Source organism: [Micrococcus luteus] ATCC 49442, assembly GCF_010367585.1.
In the GTDB taxonomy this organism is placed as follows: domain Bacteria; phylum Actinomycetota; class Actinomycetes; order Actinomycetales; family Micrococcaceae; genus Arthrobacter; species Arthrobacter luteus_A.
In genome coordinates, this window is record NZ_JAAAXP010000001.1 from 3,926,958 (window position 1) to 3,945,776 (window position 18,819).

Annotated in this window: 16 protein-coding genes; 12 read left to right on the plus strand and 4 right to left on the minus strand. The window is 65.2% G+C overall.

Annotated features, from left to right (window positions below):
- Positions 1–77 precede the first annotated feature (77 nt).
- The 4 genes from GUV69_RS17845 (at position 78) to GUV69_RS17860 (ending at position 3,181) form a co-directional block, all read left to right on the plus strand.
- On the plus strand, positions 78–1,106 hold the full coding sequence (locus tag GUV69_RS17845) for a substrate-binding domain-containing protein (protein ID WP_164204866.1): 1,029 nt from the start codon (positions 78–80) through the stop codon (positions 1,104–1,106).
- Positions 1,107–1,238: 132 nt separating this feature from the next.
- A complete protein-coding gene (locus GUV69_RS17850) occupies positions 1,239–2,156 on the plus strand; it encodes an NAD(P)-dependent oxidoreductase (RefSeq protein WP_164204868.1) in 918 nt (305 codons plus the stop codon).
- 101 nt (positions 2,157–2,257) lie between these two features.
- Positions 2,258–2,608, plus strand: coding sequence for a flavodoxin (locus GUV69_RS17855; RefSeq protein WP_244292772.1), 351 nt, complete (start codon positions 2,258–2,260; stop codon positions 2,606–2,608).
- Positions 2,609–2,809: 201 nt separating this feature from the next.
- The gene (locus GUV69_RS17860) at positions 2,810–3,181 is read left to right on the plus strand and encodes a VOC family protein (RefSeq protein WP_164204871.1); all 372 of its coding nucleotides are present in this window, start codon (positions 2,810–2,812) and stop codon (positions 3,179–3,181) included.
- A gap of 18 nt (positions 3,182–3,199) precedes the next feature.
- Here GUV69_RS17860 and GUV69_RS17865 read toward each other — a convergent pair whose 3' ends face one another.
- Positions 3,200–3,772: an MOSC domain-containing protein gene (locus GUV69_RS17865; RefSeq protein ID WP_164204873.1), complete on the minus strand. Its 573-nt coding sequence runs from the start codon at positions 3,770–3,772 to the stop codon at positions 3,200–3,202.
- Positions 3,773–3,844: 72 nt separating this feature from the next.
- Positions 3,845–4,777, minus strand: coding sequence for a LysR family transcriptional regulator (locus GUV69_RS17870; protein ID WP_164204875.1), 933 nt, complete (start codon positions 4,775–4,777; stop codon positions 3,845–3,847).
- Positions 4,778–4,928: 151 nt separating this feature from the next.
- Here GUV69_RS17870 and GUV69_RS17875 point away from each other — a divergent pair, with 151 nt between their 5' ends.
- From GUV69_RS17875 to GUV69_RS17905, 7 genes are all read left to right on the plus strand, one after another.
- Complete coding sequence (locus GUV69_RS17875) at positions 4,929–6,233, plus strand: aromatic ring-hydroxylating oxygenase subunit alpha (protein ID WP_164204877.1); 1,305 nt, start codon at positions 4,929–4,931, stop codon at positions 6,231–6,233.
- Positions 6,230–7,645 (plus strand): ferredoxin reductase, encoded by a 1,416-nt coding sequence (locus GUV69_RS17880; RefSeq protein WP_164204879.1) that lies wholly within the window; start codon positions 6,230–6,232, stop codon positions 7,643–7,645. The genes GUV69_RS17875 and GUV69_RS17880 overlap by 4 nt, the downstream gene beginning before the upstream one ends.
- Positions 7,646–7,743: 98 nt before the next feature.
- Positions 7,744–9,666, plus strand: a complete 1,923-nt coding sequence (locus GUV69_RS17885) for a BCCT family transporter (RefSeq protein ID WP_164204881.1) — start codon at positions 7,744–7,746, stop codon at positions 9,664–9,666.
- A gap of 3 nt (positions 9,667–9,669) precedes the next feature.
- Positions 9,670–10,599: a formyltetrahydrofolate deformylase gene (gene purU, locus GUV69_RS17890; protein WP_164204883.1), complete on the plus strand. Its 930-nt coding sequence runs from the start codon at positions 9,670–9,672 to the stop codon at positions 10,597–10,599.
- Between the two features lie 38 nt (positions 10,600–10,637).
- The gene (locus tag GUV69_RS17895; RefSeq protein ID WP_164204885.1) at positions 10,638–13,145 is read left to right on the plus strand and encodes a GcvT family protein; all 2,508 of its coding nucleotides are present in this window, start codon (positions 10,638–10,640) and stop codon (positions 13,143–13,145) included.
- Positions 13,146–13,260: 115 nt separating this feature from the next.
- Positions 13,261–14,766: an HNH endonuclease signature motif containing protein gene (locus GUV69_RS17900; protein ID WP_164204887.1), complete on the plus strand. Its 1,506-nt coding sequence runs from the start codon at positions 13,261–13,263 to the stop codon at positions 14,764–14,766.
- Positions 14,767–14,866: 100 nt separating this feature from the next.
- Complete coding sequence (locus tag GUV69_RS17905) at positions 14,867–16,579, plus strand: alkaline phosphatase D family protein (protein ID WP_164204889.1); 1,713 nt, start codon at positions 14,867–14,869, stop codon at positions 16,577–16,579.
- A 41-nt stretch (positions 16,580–16,620) separates the two neighbouring features.
- Here the strand turns inward: GUV69_RS17905 and GUV69_RS17910 are convergent, their stop codons facing one another.
- Positions 16,621–17,460 carry a M10 family metallopeptidase domain-containing protein gene (locus GUV69_RS17910; protein ID WP_244292773.1) on the minus strand — a complete coding sequence of 280 codons (840 nt, stop codon included), beginning with the start codon at positions 17,458–17,460 and terminating at the stop codon, positions 16,621–16,623.
- Positions 17,461–17,751: 291 nt separating this feature from the next.
- Positions 17,752–18,036, minus strand: coding sequence for a DUF427 domain-containing protein (locus GUV69_RS17915; protein ID WP_164204893.1), 285 nt, complete (start codon positions 18,034–18,036; stop codon positions 17,752–17,754).
- A gap of 164 nt (positions 18,037–18,200) precedes the next feature.
- Here GUV69_RS17915 and GUV69_RS17920 point away from each other — a divergent pair, with 164 nt between their 5' ends.
- Entirely contained in the window at positions 18,201–18,710 is a 510-nt protein-coding gene (locus tag GUV69_RS17920; RefSeq protein ID WP_164204895.1) for a hypothetical protein, read from the plus strand.
- Positions 18,711–18,819: the final 109 nt, after the last annotated feature.

The following is an 18,819-nucleotide window of genomic DNA, read 5'->3' on the forward strand; positions in this document are numbered from 1 at the left end:
CGAGGTCAATACCCTAGTCTGAAAAAGTTCTTGCCGGAGGTTCCGGGGGAGCCGCAGTAGCCGATCGAGGAGTACACGTGCAGAAGCAGCCGACCATTCGCGATGTTGCCGCGGCTGCGGGGGTGTCCGTCGCCGTTGTCTCCCGGGTTCTCAACCCGGGGTCCGGCCCTGTGGCTGCCGCGACCCGGAGCCGCGTCAGTGAGGTCATGGAAACCCTTGGCTACCACCCCCGCACGGCCGCGCGGGAGCTGAAGCATGGCCCGCCCACCACGCTGGGACTGCTCCTGGCCGACGTCTCGAATCCCTTCTTCGCCCGCCTGGCGGACCAGGTTGTCCAGGAGGCGCACTCGCGCGGAATCCAAGTACTCCTTATGACCACTCAAGAGGATGACCAGCTGGAGTCGGAACGGCTCTCCACCCTTATTGAGCGCCGGGTCAGCGGGATCATCGCCACTCCCACAGGGAACAACCTGGAAATCTGGAAAAAGCTTCAGGATATGGGCACTGACGTGGTCTTCGTTGACCGCTCCATCCCGGCGCTGCCGGCCGTGGATGTCGTGACCATCAACAACATTGACTCGGGGCGCTCTGCCACGGCCCTGTTGGCGGCCCACGGACACCGAAGGATCGCCATCATCTCGGGCCCGGCCTCATCGACCACCGGACGGGATCGTATCGCGGGCTATCGGGAAGCCTTGGAAGCGGCCGGGTTGGACCAGGACGACCTCCTCATCCGGTCCGCGGCTTTCAGGGGTGCTGCCGGCGGGGATGCGGTGACGGCGTTGCTCAACCTCGAGGATCCGCCCACGGCCCTGGTGGTGGCGAACACGGCCCAGGTAACGGCCGTGCTGCGGCGCCTCGCGCATGCCGGTGTTTCGATTCCGGACGAACTGTCGGTCATCGTTTTCGAGGACTCGCCGTGGACCGAACTTATGACTCCGCCCTTGACGATTGTCCGGCAGCCCATCGACCTGCTGGCCCGGCACTCAGTACGGCTGGCGCTGGCCAATGCCAACGGAAAGCCCGCCGGAAAGCCGACCGTTGTCCGGGTTGACGCCGAACTGATCGAGCGGTCCAGCGTGGCACGGCCGAAGTTGCGCGTGTAGGTTTCACGTTCCCTAGGCAGCAGGCACGGGCGCTGTGCACTCTGCCTGTTTTACACCGAATGCGGCCTCATGGTACAAAAAGTAAAACGGTTCCACATTGGTTCCACAAAGCCCCAACGCAAGGACTTGATCATGACCGAACCCACGCTTGCCCTCCTGGGGCTGGGGCCCATGGGCGGCCCTATGGCCCGCCAGCTTCTGGCTTTCGACGCCGGCCTCACTGTCTGGAACAGGACGTCCGCGAAAACGGAACCGCTGGTGGCCCTCGGCGCGCGGGCCGCAGCCTCACCGGCTGACGCGGCAGCCGACGTCGTACTGACGGTCCTTCCCGATCTTGCCCAGGTTGAATCACTGCTGCCGGGGGAGGACGGCCTGCTGGCCGGTTGGGCGGCCAGGAACATCACCCGGCCCGTCCTCGTGGTGCACGGCACTGTTTCGCCGGTCGCCGTCGCGGCCTTTGCTGAACGGCTGCTCCGCTCACATGGCGTCGCTGTCCTGGATGCCCCGGTCAGTGGCGGCACCCTGGGTGCTGAGGAAGGAACCCTCAGCATTATGGTCGGCGGCGACAAGGATGCTGCGCAGTCCGTGAAGGAGATATTTGAGGCCATGGGCACCACCGTGCGGTATATGGGTCCGAGCGGCTCGGGGGCGCTGGCCAAGGCGTGCAACCAGGTGGTGGTCGCCGCCACTGTGACCGCAGTATCTGAAGCCATGCTCCTGGCGCGCAGTGGAGGACTCGACCTTGCCGTGATGCTTGAGCTGCTCCAGGGCGGGCTGGCTGATTCCGCTGTCCTCCGGCAGAAAGGTCAGCGCTGGATAAGCGGCGACTTCACCGGTGGCGGCAGCGCCAAGAATCAGCTCAAAGACCTCGGCTTCATCAGGGAAGCGGCCACTGCGGACGGCTTGGAGCTTCCGCTGAGCCGCACTGTGACGGAGCTGTTTGGCGAGATGGTGGCCCGGGGCGACGGCGAACTTGACCACACGGGCATCCATCGCGCGCTGGCGCTCCGTTCAGCCGCTGCGAACGCCGGAATCCCTTTGGCGCACTGAGGGGACCTGATCAAGTCGTCGGCGGGACCACTGCGCTTGGCTCGGCCGGGCTTCTATTGCCGGCGCTCCAGCTGGCGAGGAACACCGGGGTGCTCGCGGGCATGGTCAGCGCATTGATTCCGTGCCAGGTGCACCGGATAGAGGCTGCGGAGGCCTACCCGGGCAGCTATGACGCCACTGTGGCGCGCAATGTGCGCGAACAGCGTGAGGATGCCCGTCCCGCGATCAGGAACCCGCTGCCCGCCATCGACGAGTTTGACACCGTGATCCTGGCCAGCGGCATCTGGAACGTCAGGGCGCCGATGATCATGACTACCTTTGCCGAAAGCTACGACTTCACCGGGAAAACCGTCTTTCCCGTCACCACCCACGCCATGAGCGGGCTCGGGACCACCGCCCGCGACTTTGGGGAATCCTGCCGGGGGCCACGGTCGCGGAAGGCCTGGCAGTGAAAGGCGAGGAAGTCCGCGAGGCAGGGGCTGACATCCGGTCCTGGCTCCGGAGCGCGGGGCTCCTCCCGGCTGGATAACCGCAGTGCGGGAATGCGCGACGGCGGGACGTCCCGCCGTCGAACGCTCCAGTTCCCTGAAGCTCCCGCAGGCGGTGAGATGGGTATCATCGGAGCATCCGTCCCTTTGAGAGTGGAGTTACCCATGCAGCTCGGCGCCTTTTCGATCAGCCTCGCCGTCAACGACATCGCGGCCTCGGCTGCGTTCTACGGGAAGCTCGGCTTCACGAGTTTCGGTGGCGACATCACCCAGAACTGGCTGATCCTGAAGAACGGTGAGACGGTTATCGGCCTCTTCCAAGGGATGTTTGAGAAGAATATGCTCACGTTCAACCCCGGCTGGAGCCAGAACGCCGAGGCGCTGGACTCGTTCACCGATGTTCGCGACCTGCAGAAGGAACTCAAGGCCCAGGGCATGGAGTTCATGTCCGAAGCCGACGAGGCAACGGCCGGGCCGGGCAGCTTCATCGTGGTGGACCCGGACGGCAACCCGGTCCTGGTAGACCAGCACGTCTGACCCGCTTCACCGGCCCTGCTAGGGCAGCCTTGACGCCCTCAACATCGACGCCTCGCCGGCGCGGCCAGGCTCCAGCGGAACCGGGCTGATCAGCACTGCCGGGCCGCGGTGCAGGATGCCGCCGGTGAGCGGCTGGCAGCGCACGCCGCCCCGGCCGCGCATCGCCTTGTGGGCGCCGGGGGCCAGCATCTGGTCCATCCACGCGCAGGGGTTGGCGGGCCGGCCGGCCTTGAACCACACCTCGTGCCCGTTGGATTCCAGCGCAAAGTCGCCGCCAATGAGCGGAGCGAGGTGGGCGCCGCGGAGGACGATGTTGCGCCGGGTCAGCAGCGGGTCGAACGGTGCGGCACCCAGTTCTGCCGCCATCGCTTCGAGGGCTTCAACCGAAAGAAGGGTGACGGCGGCATCCATGTGGGCGGCCTTGCCGAAAAACCGGTCACCCACGATCCCCTTGCCGGCCACCAGCTCGACGCTGTCCGCGTCCGCGGTGGGGACGTCCGCCGCCCCTTCGCGTGCGCGGCCGAAGTAGGCGTGTGCCGGTGACACCAGGAGGTGCCGGATCTCGACGTCGTACCGGTAGGTTTCTGTCATGTCCTAAAACTAACCTCCCGATTGGGGACCTCGCGATGGGCACAAAGCCTGCACGCCCCGCGGCGGCAGGGTTCAGAGATCCTCGTCGAGCCGCTCGGTGAGAATCCGGTTGGCATTGAACTGCAGGATACCGAGCGACTCCTGGATCAGGGGTGAGGCGATGCTGCCCCTGCGCACCGCGGCGACGATGCGGCGCGTGGGTCTCGTCTGACCCGTGATGCGTAGCCGAACCACGTTTTCGGCACCATGCAAAGGCGCCAGCCGGGGCAGCAGGCCTACGCCCAGCCCCGCTCCCACGAACGCGATATGGGTTTCCCATTCAACGGCTTCATGGGCAATCCGCGGCGTCACCCCGACTGCCGTGAACGCTGCGGTGAAGAGGGAATGGTACGTGGAACCGGCGGACTCCGTAATCCAGGGTTCCGATGCCAGTTCTTCAAGCGTCGCTGTTTGGCGTGATGCCAGCGGATGGTCACCGGGAATGATGACGTCCAGCGGATCGTCGAGCAGAACTCTCTGCTCGAAGCGCGGATCGTCCTCACCGTAACTGTCGGACTGCATGGCGACGATAACCGCAAGGTCGATTCGTTCCGCCACCAGCAAGTCGAAGCAGCGGGCCGGTTCAGCCTCAAGAACCTGCACCTCCAGCAGGGGGCGTGTTGACCGCAGGGTGGCGGCCAGCGGCGCGAGCAACTGGGCGGCCGCAGAGGAGAATCCGCCGAGGCCAAAGTGGGACTGCACCTGGTCGCCGGCCTCCATGGCTGCGGCGCGCAGGCTCTCCCATTGGGCAATGAGGGGATCCGAGCCCGCCACCAGATAGCGTCCCGTGGCGGTAAGCCGCAGGCCCCGGCCGTCTTTCGTCAGTAGCTGCATTCCCAGCACGCGCTGGAGCTCGCGCAACTGCGCGGAGACTGCAGAGGGAGAAAAGCCTGTGAGCTCCGCGGTGGCGCCTACGGTGCCGCACCGGGCGAACACGCGGAGTGTGATGAGCCTCGGATCGATCATGCATCTATTGTGCATGGTTATCTTCAAAATCTTGCGCTTTTATTGCAGCTGATGTGACTCTAATCTCATCATTACAAGTACTTCGACCACACCGTTAGCACCCGTGGTTAACACGCAACACCCACTACCCATGCCTCCCGGGAGGAAACCCATGACTGCTTCAGTGAACGTGCCCCTCAATTCACGCGGAAAGATCGCTGCATCGCTGCCTGCCGAGCAGCTGGCAGAAATTACCGCGTTGTTTGAGTTCAGGCGCACCGGATACTCCCTCGATGCCCCCTTCTACACCGATCCCTCGATCTTCAAGATCGACATGGAGGCCATTTTTGGCCAGCACTGGATCTTTGCCGCAAGCACCGCCGAACTGCCGGAGCCGGGCGACTACGTCACCGTCGACTACGGGCCCTACTCCCTGATTGTGCTGCGCAACGACGACGGCGGCGTGAACGTCCTGCACAACGTATGCCGCCACCGCGGCGCCCGCGTCCTCACGGAAGCGGCAGGCTCAACCGGAAACCTTGTCTGCGGCTACCACTCCTGGACCTACTCCCCGGAGGGCAACCTGATCCATGCCTCCGCGCCGGGGGAAACGAAGTTCGACAAGAGCTGCTTCGGCCTCAAGCGCGCCCACGGCCGCGAGGTTGCCGGACTTATCTTCGTCTGCATCGCGGATGAACCGCCGACGGACTTCGACGAAACCGCAAAGATCTTTGAACCCTACCTGGCGCCCCACGATCTCTCGAAGACAAAAATTGCCTACCAGCAGAACATCATCGAAGAGGGCAACTGGAAGCTCGTCATGGAGAACAACCGTGAGTGCTACCACTGCGACGGCCACCCTGAGCTCGCCTGCTCCCTCTTCCCCACCTGGGGCCTGACGGAGGGCCTGATCCCGCCCCACCTTGAGGAAGTGTGGAACCGGAACAAGGAGGCCCAGTCCTCCCTCGAGGAGCGGTGCCGCCGCTACGGCCTTCCCTACGAGGTGGTCGAGCAGCTGGACACGCGCATCGCCGGAATCCGCATCTCGCGGGAATCACTCGATGGGGACGGTGAATCGTTCTCTGCCGACGGTCGGAGGCTTTCCAAGAAGCTCCTCGGTGACTTGCGCGACTTCCGCCTTGGCCGCTGCTCGATGCACCTGCAGCCCAACAGCTGGTTCCATTTCCTCGGGGACCATGTCATCACGTTCGGTGTCTTCCCCATCAACGAACACCAGAGCCTGGTACGCACCACGTGGCTTGTGGCTGACGACGCCGTGGAAGGCGTCGACTACGACCTGGAGAAGCTCACCTACACCTGGAAGCAGACGAACCTGCAGGACAAGGCGTTCGTGGAGCTGTGCCAGCAGGGTGCCGGCAGTCCCGCCTACGAGCCCGGTCCCTACATGAAGAGCGAATACCAGGTCGAGGCGTTCATCAACTGGTACGTGCAGCGCGTGCAGGAGCACTTGGCGTGATTGAACTCCTCACTGAAACGGCAATCCAGGAACCACAGCGTATCCGCGGTCTTGAGATGCCCTGGAACAGGGTGATGGGAAGCACTGAGACACCCGCCCGGGCAGCCCGTGCTTTGGGCCCATGGCATCCGCAGGAGTTCATGGCCGAATGCGTCGAGACCATTCCCGAGGCCGGCGCCATGATGACCTTCGTGTTCCGCCGCTGCGACGGTGCGCCCCTGGCGTTCCGTGCCGGCCAGTACGTGAACGTCGCATTTCCCGTGAATGGCGAGGACCAGGAACCGGTGGACCGCAGCTATTCGCTGTCCAGTTCGCCCACCGAGCCGTGGACCTTCAGCATTACCGTCAAGTGCGACTCCACGGGACTGGTCTCGCCGTGGGTGCACGAGAACGTAAAACCCGGCACCGTCCTTGAGATGCTGGGACCGGTGGGAGCATTCCACCTGCCCGATGCTGACCGCCGGGCACGGTATCTTCTGCTGGCCGCCGGCGCAGGCATCACTCCCATCATGTCCATGATGCGGACCATCCACTCCCTGCCCGGACACGCCGATGTGGTGGTGCTCTACCACGGCTCGGATGCTGGAGGCTTTGCCTTCCACCGGGAACTGGCCTACATCGCCTCCGTGGACTCACGCATCAAGGTCTACTACTCCCTGGGCGACCGCAGCATACCCGAGGGGTGGGAGGGACTCAGCGGAAGACTGACTGCGGCCATGCTCGAGGAGGTGGCTCCGGACGCCAACGGACGCCAGGTATACGCATGCGGTCCTGAGGGCTACCTGAACACGGCCACCGAGCTCCTCAAGAACGTCGGTGTGGACGACACTTCCATCTATATGGAGTTCTTCTCCGGAGACCGCCAGACGCTCCTTGAGTACCAGGCGGAGGTTGCACTTGCAGCCGACGTCGCGGAGGAGATCGCCGAGGAGATCGCCGAATCCGCCGAGGACTACTTTGAAGGCCAGCCCGCCGCGTTCGGGCTCTACGAGCCTGGCTACGACGCCGAGGGGACTCTGCAGGCCTCGGGCCTGCCGCTGGAAATCGTCGGCCCGGAGACGTCCGGCTCCGACCCCTCCGCCGACAGCCCCGGCGGGGAACCGGAAGCCGGTTCCCCTGATGCCTCGAGCTTCGACACGGTGGGAACAGGCAGCTTCACCATGTCCTTCATGCGTACCGGCATCAATGTGCGGATCGACCCCGCCGAGCGCATCCTCGAGGTGGCACAGCGTGCGGGCGTCAGGATCGGCGCGAACTGCAAGGAAGGCATGTGCGGCTCCTGCAAGGTCGTCAAGCTTGCCGGGGAGGTCGAGATGAACCACCAGGGCGGGATCCGGGCGCGGGAAATCTCTGCAGGCAAGTTCCTGCCCTGCTGCTCCACCGCGCAGACGGACCTGGTGATCGATGCCTGAACTTAATTACTGAATGCCAGGAAGCTCCCGATCTTCCGCCCGGCTTGGGGACGCCGGAGTACAGCGTAAGCCCATGAATTCAAACCAAAGGACTTGACATGGCTTTGAACAGCGACATCCGCACGGATGCCCAACCACCCCTTGACCTGGAGGAGCCCACACCGGTTCCGGCACAGGAGAACTCTCCTTCCTCCCACGACTCACACGACGCGGAGAACACCCAACAGATAATGCAGGAACTTCGCCAGACCAAGGCCGAGCAGGCTGTTGCGGAGCGGCGGAACCGTAAGCTCACCCTCGACAAAGCCACCTTCGGCATCACCGGTGTCCTCGCCATTGCCTTTGTGGCCTGGGGCTTCCTGGGCCGGGACAGCCTGGCCGCCACCTCCACACTGGCCCTTGACTGGGTGATGGAGTACACCGGCTGGCTCTTTATGGTCCTCGCCTCGTTGTTCGTTGTTTTCGTCCTTTGGCTGGCCCTGGGCAAGTGGGGCAACATTCCCCTCGGCAAGGACGGGGAAAAGCCGGAGTTCCGGACTGTTTCCTGGATCGCCATGATGTTCGCGGCCGGCATGGGCATCGGCCTGATGTTCTACGGTGTGGCCGAGCCGCTCTACCACTACATCTCTCCGCCGCCCGGAACGGTGGACGGGAGGACCCCGGCGGCCATTCAGACCGCCATGGCCACCTCCATCTTCCACTGGACCCTGCATCCCTGGGCGATGTACGCCGTCGTCGGCATTGCCATGGCCTACGGAACCTACCGGCTGGGCCGCCGGCAGCTGATCTCCGCCGCGTTCACGTCGCTGTTCGGCATCAGGACGGTGGAAGGGCCGGTAGGCAAGTTCATCAACATCCTGGCGATCTTCGCCACGCTCTTCGGCACGGCGGCCTCCCTGGGTCTCGGCGCCCTCCAAATCGGCAGCGGCCTGACCTCCAACGGCTGGATCGGCGAGATCGGCACCCCCGTCCTGGTGGCCATCGTTGCCATCCTGACCGCCTGCTTCGTGGCCTCGGCGGTGTCCGGCATCAGCCGCGGCATCCAATGGCTGTCCAACATCAACATGGTCCTCGCCGTGATCCTGGCGCTCATCGTCTTCATCGCAGGGCCCACGCTGTTCATCCTCAACCTCATTCCCGCCGCGGTGGGCGACTACGCCAGGGACCTGGCCGAAATGTCCTCCCGCACCGAGGCCGTCGGTGACGAGGCCCTGCGCACCTGGATGTCCGGCTGGACCATCTTCTACTGGGCCTGGTGGGTGTCCTGGACGCCTTTCGTGGGCATGTTCATCGCCCGGATCAGCCGCGGCCGCACCATCCGGCAGTTCGTCACCGGCGTCCTGCTGGTACCCAGCATCGTCAGCGTCATCTGGTTCGGCATCTTCGGCGGAACGGCCTTCAAGATCCAGGAGGACGCGGACAAGGCCGGCACGGCCGGCCTCATGTCCATGGCCAGCGGGTCACCGTCCATCGACTTTGACGGAGCCCTGTTCAACCTGGTGAAGAACATGTCCATGCCGGCCTGGCTGACCGCGGCGGTCATCGTCCTTGCCATGGTCCTGGTGGCCATCTTTTTCATCACCGGTGCCGACTCGGCATCGATCATCATGGCGTCCCTGAGCTCCAACGGATCCTCCGACCCGAAGCGCGGACTGGTCATCTTCTGGGGCCTCCTCACCGGCGCAGTTGCCGCCGTGATGATGCTGGCCGGCGGCGATGAACCGTCCGAGGCGCTCTCCGGCCTGCAACGGATCACCATCGTGGCGGCCCTGCCGTTCGTGCTTGTCATGCTGCTGCTGTGCTTCGCCCTGGTCAAGGACCTGCGCCGGGATCCACTGTCCCTCCGGCGCCGGCTGGCGGACTCCGTCGTGGAGCGCGCCATTCGCAGCGGCGTGGACCAGCACGGCGGCGTCCAGTTCGATCTCGTTACCAAGCATCAGTGTGATCAGCACTGTCCGGACGACAGCCGCTGCGCGGCTTCTCCCGCTGACACCCAAGCCCCCGCAAAGAACCAGGAGTAGACAATGACCACAGTCCTCGAAGGCCGCCCCACTGCTAACGTGACGGCGGAGGCCGGCGCCGTCGCCGGCGGTCGCGGCACCGACACCGTACAGTACGTCCTGACCCTTGCGTGCCCGGAGCGCCCCGGAATCGTCCGGGCGATCACCGCGTTCCTTGCTGATCGCGGCTTCGACATCGTTGAACACCAGCAGTTCGATGACCACATCAGCGGCAAGCTCTACCTGCGCACGGCCTTCACGCCGGGGGGCGAGGAAGTTTCCGCGGAAGGCCTCAGCGCGGAGTTCGCTTCCATCGCCGATGAGTTCGGCATGGAATTCGCCATCCATGACGGCAGGCCGCAGCGGCTGCTGGTGATGGTTTCCAAGTTCGGCCACTGCCTCAACGACCTCATCTTCCGCTGGCGCGCCGGCAGCCTGGGTGCGGAAATCGCCGTCGTGGTGTCCAACCACGAGGATCTCCGCCCCATGGCGGAAGCCGCCGGCCTGCCGTTCATCCACGTCCCGGTGACGGCCGCTACCAAGCCCGAAGCGGAAGCGCGCCTGCTGGAACTGGTGGCCGAGTACGACGCGGACCTGGTGGTCCTGGCACGCTACATGCAGGTCCTGTCCAACGACCTGTGCGCCAGCCTCCGCGGCCGCGCCATCAACATCCACCATTCCTTCCTGCCCGGGTTCAAGGGGGCCAAGCCCTACCACCAGGCCTATGACCGCGGCGTGAAGCTCATCGGAGCCACCGCGCACTACGTCACCGCAGACCTGGACGAGGGACCGATCATCGAGCAGGAAGTGTTCCGGGTGGATCACAGCCTGGACCCGAACGCCCTTGTCACCGTAGGCAGGGATGCCGAATCGCAGGCACTGTCCCGCGCAGTCCGGTGGCACAGCCAGCACAGGGTCCTGCTCAACAACACCCGCACCGTCGTCTTCCGCTAACGCCAACGCCCGCAAAGCTACACAGGAGAAACAACACCATGAGCGCATCACCACGCGTTGTCATTATCGGTGCCGGCATTGTCGGAACCAACCTTGCCGACGAACTCGCCACCCGCGGCTGGACCAACATCACGGTGGTGGAACAGGGCCCGCTTGAGCTGGCCGGCGGCTCCACCTCGCACGCGCCGGGCCTGGTGTTCCAGAACAACCCGTCCCGGACCATGACCGAATTCGCCACCTACACGGTGAACAAGCTGCTGGCCCTGACCAAGGACGGCGAGTCCTGCTTCAACCAGGTGGGCGGCCTGGAGCTGGCAACCACCCCCGAGCGCCTCGCCGACCTCAAGCGCAAGATGGGCGTGATGACCTCCTGGGGCGTGGAAAGCCGGATCGTCGACGCCGACGAATGTGAAAAGATCTACCCCCTCCTGAACACCGGCAAGCTCACTGGCGGCCGCGAAGTCCTGGGCGGCCTGCTCATTCCCACCGACGGCCTGGCCCTGGCCGCCCGTGCCGTGCAGTTGCTGATCGAGCGCTCCAGTGCGGCCGGCGTGACATACCAAGGGAACACCACCGTGACCGGCATCGCCCAGGAAGATGGCAAGGTGACCGGCGTCGAAACCTCCGACGGCGTGATCCCGGCCGACATCGTGGTGTCCTGCGCCGGCTTCTGGGGGCGTGAGCTCGGCAAGATGGTGGGCTTGGAAGTGCCGCTGCTGCCGCTTGCCCACCAGTACGTGGTCACCGCCCCCCTTGCCGAACTTGAGGGCGTCAACGAGCTCCCGAAGGGTGCCAGCAAGCCCATCCTGCGCTACCAGGACAAGGACCTCTACTACCGCGAATGGGGCAACCGCATCGGCATCGGCAGCTACGCGCACCGGCCCATGCCCGTGGACATGTCCGCCCTGCCGAAGGTCCCCGCCGAGGAAATGTCGGACCACAAGATGCCGTCACGCCTGGAGTTCACCCTGGAAGACTTCCTGCCGGCCTGGGAGGACAGCCAGGACCTGCTGCCGGCACTGCGCAGCTCCGCGATCCAGGACGGCTTCAACGGCATCTTCTCCTTCACCCCCGACGGCGGCCCGCTCATGGGCGAGCACCCGGACCTGTCCGGCTTCTGGGTGGCCGAGGCAGTGTGGGTGACGCACTCCTCGGGTGTGGCCAAAGCCGTGGCCGAGCTCCTGGTCGAAGGCCGCTCCCGCACCGACCTGCACGGCACCGAACTGACCCGTTTCGAAAAGGTCCAGACCTCGGATGCGTACGTCAGCGAAACCTCGCAGCAGAACTTCGTGGAAATCTACGACATCCTGCACCCGCTGCAGCCCAAGGAATCCCCGCGCGACCTGCGCGTCAGCCCCTTCAACGTCCGGCAAAAGGAGCTGGGCGCGTTCTTCCTCGAGTCCGCCGGCTGGGAGCGGCCGCACTGGTTCGAGGCCAACCGCGGGCTCCTGTGGGAGCTGCCGGAGGAATGGCAGACGCCTCCGCGGGATGAGTGGTCGGCCATGTTCTCTTCCCCCATTTCCGCAGCCGAAGCGTGGAAGACGCGCACCGCCGTCGGACTTTATGACATGACGCCGTTGAAGCGGCTGTCCGTGGTGGGCCCCGGCGCGCAGGCACTGCTGCACCGGCTCAGCACCGGCAACATCGCCAAAAAGCCCGGCGCTGTGACGTACTGCCTGCTGCTGGAGCACGACGGCGGCATCCGCAGTGACGTGACCGTCGCCCGGCTCGCGGAGGAAGACTTCCAGCTGGGCGTGAACAGCAACGTGGACTTCGACTACCTGCGCGTTGAGGCGCGGAAGCAGTCCGCCGCCGATCCCGCCCAGTGGGTGCATGTCTCCGACATCACCGGCAGCACCTGCTGCATCGGCCTGTGGGGCCCGCTGGCCCGTGAAGTCATGGGCAAACTCAGCACGGACGACCTCACGAACGACGGCCTCAAGTACTTCCGCACCAAGGAAATCTCGGTGGCCGGCATCCCGGTCACAGCCATGCGGCTCTCCTATGTGGGCGAACTCGGCTGGGAGCTGTACACCACCGCCGAGTACGGGCTGAAGCTGTGGGACCTGCTGTTCGAGGCCGGGCAGGAGTACGGCATCGTTGCGGCCGGACGCGGCGCGTTCAACAGCATGCGGCTCGAGAAGGGCTACCGGCTGTGGGGCACGGACATGAACACCGAGCACAACCCCTACCAGTCCGGCCTGGGCTTCTCGGTGGCCAAGGACAAGACGGGCTTTGTGGGCGCCGAGGCGTTGGCCGCGCTGAAGGAGCAGCAGCCGGAGAAGGTGCTGCGGTGCCTGACCGTGGACGACGGCACCTCCATCGTGTTGGGCAAGGAGCCGGTGTACGTAAACGGCGAACCCGCGGGCTACGTCACCAGCGCCGCCTACGGCTACTCGATCGGCAAGCCCCTCGCCTACGCGTGGCTGCCTGCGGCAGTGTCCGAGGGCCACGCTGTGGAGATCGAGTACTTCGGGAAGCGCATCGCCGCGACAGTCTCTGCCGAGCCGCTCTTCGATCCAGGCATGGAGCGCCTGCGCGGCTAGCCTTATCTGTGATTGAGCCACTCGAAAACCGGGGGCTGCCATTCCGGCGGCCCCCGGTTTTGCGTGTTACTAGCGGTTTCGGTTGATTGTCATACCCCCTTGTCATGATGGGTATATGAGGAATCCGGTGGTGGCGAAGGCGTATGCGGAGATCACCGCTGCCGTTGCTGTGCTCACCGGAGTCGTTAACGGCGTGCTCACCGGTGAGGCGGGTGAATCCGGCCCTGGTGGACTTTCTCCATGCGTCGATCCGTTGCAGGAATTGTCCGGGGATTGCCTGGATATCCTGACCGGGGCCGCGGAAGCGGACGCGCAAATTGCAGGATTGAAAGCCCTTGCGGCCGCGACATTTGTTGCGGCCGAGGTCGCGTGTGCCCTGACCGTTGGCGGCCGGGCGGCCGGTTCGTTCCTGGCCGTGTCCCACGCCCTGACCACTGCTTTGCCGCTGACGTTGGCCGCCCTGCAGGCAGGCACCATTTCCTGGCAGCACGCCCGGGTCATGGCGGACGAGGCCGCCACCCTCGACCCCGCCGGCGCCGCCGCGCTGGAGGCCCATTTCCTGGACCCTGACGCGCCGGGCGCGGCCAGCGGCTGTCCCGCCGGGGAGATGCCGGCGTCCCGGTTCCGGCACCGGGCCCGGACCTGGCGCGAACGCCACCACACCGAAAGCCTCGAGAAACGCCACGCCAAAGGCGTCCTGGACCGGCGGGTGGAATACTGCCCGGACCAGGACGGCATGGCCTGGCTCACCGCCTACCTCCCCGCAGACCAGGCGGCAGCAATCTGGAACCGGACCACCGCGATCGCCCGCGGCCTGCAGGGCCCGGACGAGGACCGCACCCTCACCCAGCTCCGCGCCGACGCCTTCGCCACCGCCCTCCTCAGCCACGGAAACCAGATCAGCGGCGGAAACCAGATCAGCAACGGAAACCACGAAGGATCCGGTCCGGGGCAGGTTCCGCCGCCGCGGGCCCAGGTCCTGGTGACGGTCCCGGTGTTTTCCCTGCTCGGCGTCACCGAGGAACCTGCGATGCTGGACGGCTACGGCCCGATCCCGGCCTCGATGGCCCGGGACCTCGTGGCGAACGGGGCGGACTCGTTCTACCGGGTCCTGATCGATCCGCGGGACGGGGCGCCGCTGGAAATCGGCCGGACCAGTTACCGGCTCACCAAAGCCATGCGGAACTGGCTGCGGCTGCGCGACGGCAAGTGCTCCTTCCCGGGCTGTAACAACCAGTCCCTGGACAACGAAGCGGACCACCTCCTCGCCTGGGCCCAAGGCGGGACCACCGGCATCAGCAACCTCGGCCAGGCCTGCCCGGCCCACCACAAACTCCGACACACCACACCCTGGACCCCCACCCCGGCCACCCAAAACGAACCACCCGGCTGGATCTCACCCTCCGGCCGACGATACCGAAGCGAACACCAGGACTGGGAACCACCACACTGGCCCACCCAACTCAACCAGCCGGACCCACTAAAACAGCCGGACCCACTAAAACAGCCGGACCCACTAAAACAGCCGGCAGGACCCCGGGGCGGCCCGCCGGACTTCGTCCACCTCGGGGTATCCCTGGGAGAAGACGGCCTGGAGCGGTTCCTCCATGCGCTCGCCTGACAACCGTCCCGTGCGGTTGAGTGATTGCGCGCGGTTGAGTGGGGCCCTCGGGTTTTTGGTGCCCATGGTTGCGGCGGCTCCGAACGGGTACAACTAAGTCATGACGATGTCCTCCCTGGTGCTTGGCCCGATGATGCGGTACGTGGATGAGACCTCCGCCAGCATCTGGGTGGAAACCCGAACTGATTCCCGTGTCACCGTCCGCGCAGGTGGCAGCAGCTGGGAGGCCCGGACCTTCGCCGTGCACGGCCATCATTACGCATTGGTGGAGGCGGACGGCATAGAGCCTGGTTCGGTGCTGCCGTACACCCTGGAGATCAACGGAACGCAGTGCTGGCCTGAGGCCGCTTCCGAGTATCCGCCGCCGGTGATCGCCACCCTGAAGCCCGGCAAGCCGCTGCGTATGGCCTACGGTTCCTGCCGCACCAGTGTTCCGCACGATAGTGCGGGCAACCGGACCCACGGCGTGGACTCGCTTCGGGCCTATGCTTTGGCGATGGCAGCCGGCGGAGGCCTGGCGTGGCCGGACCTGGTGGCTTTCCTCGGAGACCAGGTTTACGCGGATCTGACCAGCGAGCAGATGCAGGAGTTCATTCGTTCCCGGCGGGACATTGATGCGCCGCCCGGGGAGGAGCTCAAGGACTACGAGGAGTATGCCCACCTGTACCATCTCGCGTGGTCAGACCCGGCTAACCGATGGCTGCTGTCCACCCTGCCCAGCGCCATGATTTTCGACGACCACGACATCCGGGACGACTGGAACTCCTCGCTGAGCTGGAAGCAGGAGATGGAAGCAACTTCCTGGTGGCATGAGCGGATCGTCGCGGGACTGGGCTCGTACTGGGTCTACCAACACCTGGGGAACCTGTCCCCGAAGGAGCGCGCCGACGATGCCCTCTGGCAGCGGATCGCCCTGCACCGGAACGATGAACCTGAAATTGATCTCAGCACAGAGCTGGACAGTTTCGCGGACCGGGCTGATCGGGACCCTGAGTCGTACCGATGGAGCTTCTGCCGGGACTTTGGTGACACGAGGCTGATCGTGGTCGACTCCCGCGCCGCCCGGAACCTGAAACCGGAAAACCGCGGCCTGCTCGATGCCGAGGAAATGGCCTGGCTCGACACCCGGATGCGCGGGGGATTCCGCCATGTCCTGGTGGCGACGTCGTTGCCTTTCCTGCTGCCGATGGGCCTGCATCATGTCGAGTCCTGGGATGAAGCCGTGTCCGAAGGAGCCTGGGGGAAGCACGTCAGCCAAGTTGGTGAAAAGCTTAGGCGGGCCCTGGATCTGGAGCACTGGGGTGCCTTCCAGAAGAGCTTCCATGCGGTGGCCGTTATGGCTGCCGAGGTGGCGGACGGCATGCGCGGCCCGGCGCCGGATACGGTGACGTTCCTGTCCGGGGACGTGCACTTTTCCTACGTGGCGGAGGTTGAGCGCTCGTCGGGAAGCCGCATTATGCAGGCGGTGTGCTCCCCGATCCGCAATCCACTTCCCCGCCTGATGCGGTCCTTTGGGGCCGTTCTGTCTTACGGCTTTGCTGCCCCGATCGGCGCCCTGGTGGCCCGCTCGGCCCGTGTACCCGACCCGCCCTTTGCCTGGAAACGGGTTAAGGGGCCGTGGTTCGACAACAATCTGGCCAGCCTCGAAGTCACCCCGGAAGGACTGCAACTCTGGTGGCAAACCGGCGTGGTGCACCACGGCGACAACCTGCACCCGAGGCTGGAGAACGTGGCGTCCCTTACCGTGGCTCCCCGCAACACCCAAGAGCACGCGGTGCAAAGCGGAACACTGCCAGGTCGCAGCCAGCCATGATCCCGGGTCTTCATCGTGCACCTGGCCCGTGATCACGGAAGTCACAACCGCGGGACGCACGCCCCGGTTCCCAGCAGGGCCAGCCCGGCCCTGTCGCCCTCGCCGAAGTCGAACTGCCCGGTGTTCTCTTCGTGCATCAGCTGTGTGGGGTCGTCCACGTGGTCGAGTCCCAGGACGTGAGCCAGTTCATGCATGATGATGGCACGGACCAGCGGGGGACCGTCGGGCCGGGAGAGTGTTTCGGCGAGGCCTGGCGCGTCAAGCGTCACCTGGCCGGTGACGGAAACATAGGGTTCGCCCGGAATCTTGACTGACGCGCTTCCGCCTGTGCCGGCAACCTTGCCCGCAAGTTCGGGTGCTTCTTCCGGCGTTGACCACGTGATCAGGACGGGCGCCCACTTCTTGCCGTACCGATCAGGCTGGTAGGTTTCGCGCGCTTCGGACGGCCCTTCATCGGTGGTTCCGTCGTCGACGAACTGCAGTCCCGAGGCGGCGGAAACTGCGGCCACGGCCTCCTGGATGAGCCGGTCCGTGCCCGGCGGTGCATTGTCCGGCCGGACGACGTAGTGCACGGGTCGGCACGGATCGTAGGCAACAAATGGCTGGCCCGGGTCCGGCGATTTCTGCAGGACGTAGGCCGTGGATCCGCTGGCGGCCGGAGGCAGTCCGAGCGGGGACGGCGCCGCCTCAAATCCTGGCGGCGGCACCTTCGCCCCCGGCAGATGGGGTGCGGCTGCCGGCAGTACATAGCGGTCGAAGAGGGTGGGCGTGAAGTACAGGACCACCACCAGCGCGAGGCCCAGGACCGTGGCCGCCCACCTTTTCCACTTACGCGCGCGGGCAGGCCGCTTGCGGGCGTAACCCGTTCGCCGGGCAGTCATTTGTGAAACGGGAGCACTCCGCCAGGGGTCGGGCGCTGGCTGTTTCCCCCGTGCCTCATCGATGGCCCACTGCGGAATGCGGCCGCTCGGTGACCGGCGGATATGCGGAAGATCCCCGTCGTCAGAACCTGAACCCAACAGTTCCCCCTTTTGCCGCTGCATCCATCACTCTGGATGGTCAGCTCAGCTTAGTGGCCGATTCCGGTGGTGCCCGATACTGGCGCGAATGACTGGCGCGCGGACGACGGCGGCCGCCTCCCGCCGTCGTCCGCGTCACCCAGGGTGAGTGGACTACGGCTCGATGGTCACGCCGTGCCAGAAGGCGATCCGGTCCTCGATGGGCTTTGCCCGCGACTTGGTCTCGGGGTAGAACCAGGCGGCGTCCACGTTCAGCTTTCCGTCGACTTCCAAGGTGTGATAGCTGGCGCGCCCCTTCCAGGGGCAGAAGGAATGGAGGTCGCTGTCCCTGAGGAAGTCCGGATTAACGGCGTCCCGCGGGAAGTAGTGATTGCCTTCAACCACCACTGTCTCCCCTGATTCGGCAATGACTTTTCCATTCCAGACAGCCCTGACCATGTGGTTCCGTTCCGTAGGGTGCAGCCCGGCCCAAGCCCGCAGCACGTCGTAGGTATGCCAACGGCCGGGGCAGTGCACTTGTTCCCGGGCGTGTGGCTTGGGCAGAGCATGGCGTGGGCGGACCGTAGGTAACAGGTTGAGCTTCTGGAGCGTACGATCGGGCCATGGCCGCTGACGAAGCTGAACAGAAGCGACGGATTGAACGTCTCGTGCCGTATTTCCGTGAGCTCGGTTCGCGCACCCTCGAAAAGTACGCCCAGGCCGGGATAACCGGGGCCATCCCCGGCGATAGCTGGCCCGTGGCGGACGCCTTCTTCAAACGGCGGGACAACGGTTTCACCTACCATCCGCACGGTGCTGTGTATCTGAATGTCACGCGGGAAGGGGAACTCCAGCTCGCCCTCCCGGACCGCGCAGTTCCACTCCATGAGGGCCTGAGCCATTACATCCAGTTTGCCCATGAAGCGGATCTGGCGGACTCCGGAACGGCCGAAGGCGCCACAGAGTGGTTTCCGCCGCCGCACTTTGTCCTCGTCTGGGAAACGTCCCGGCTCTACATAGACTCGGCCGCCCTCAGCGGCCGCCCAGGCATCACTGCCGGCCTCGTGCCTCTGGAACAGTATGTGGATGAGAGGGCGCAGCTGTTTGTGGAAGGGTTCCGGGCGGCCCTTTGAGCGTCGGGCCTGTTGGGCCCTCGGGCCCTCTGTCACCAGGACAGCTGCTGTTCACGGCCCCGAAACCATGTGGTCCCCGAACGTTGGTCCTCGCCCTGAAGTCTGTTAA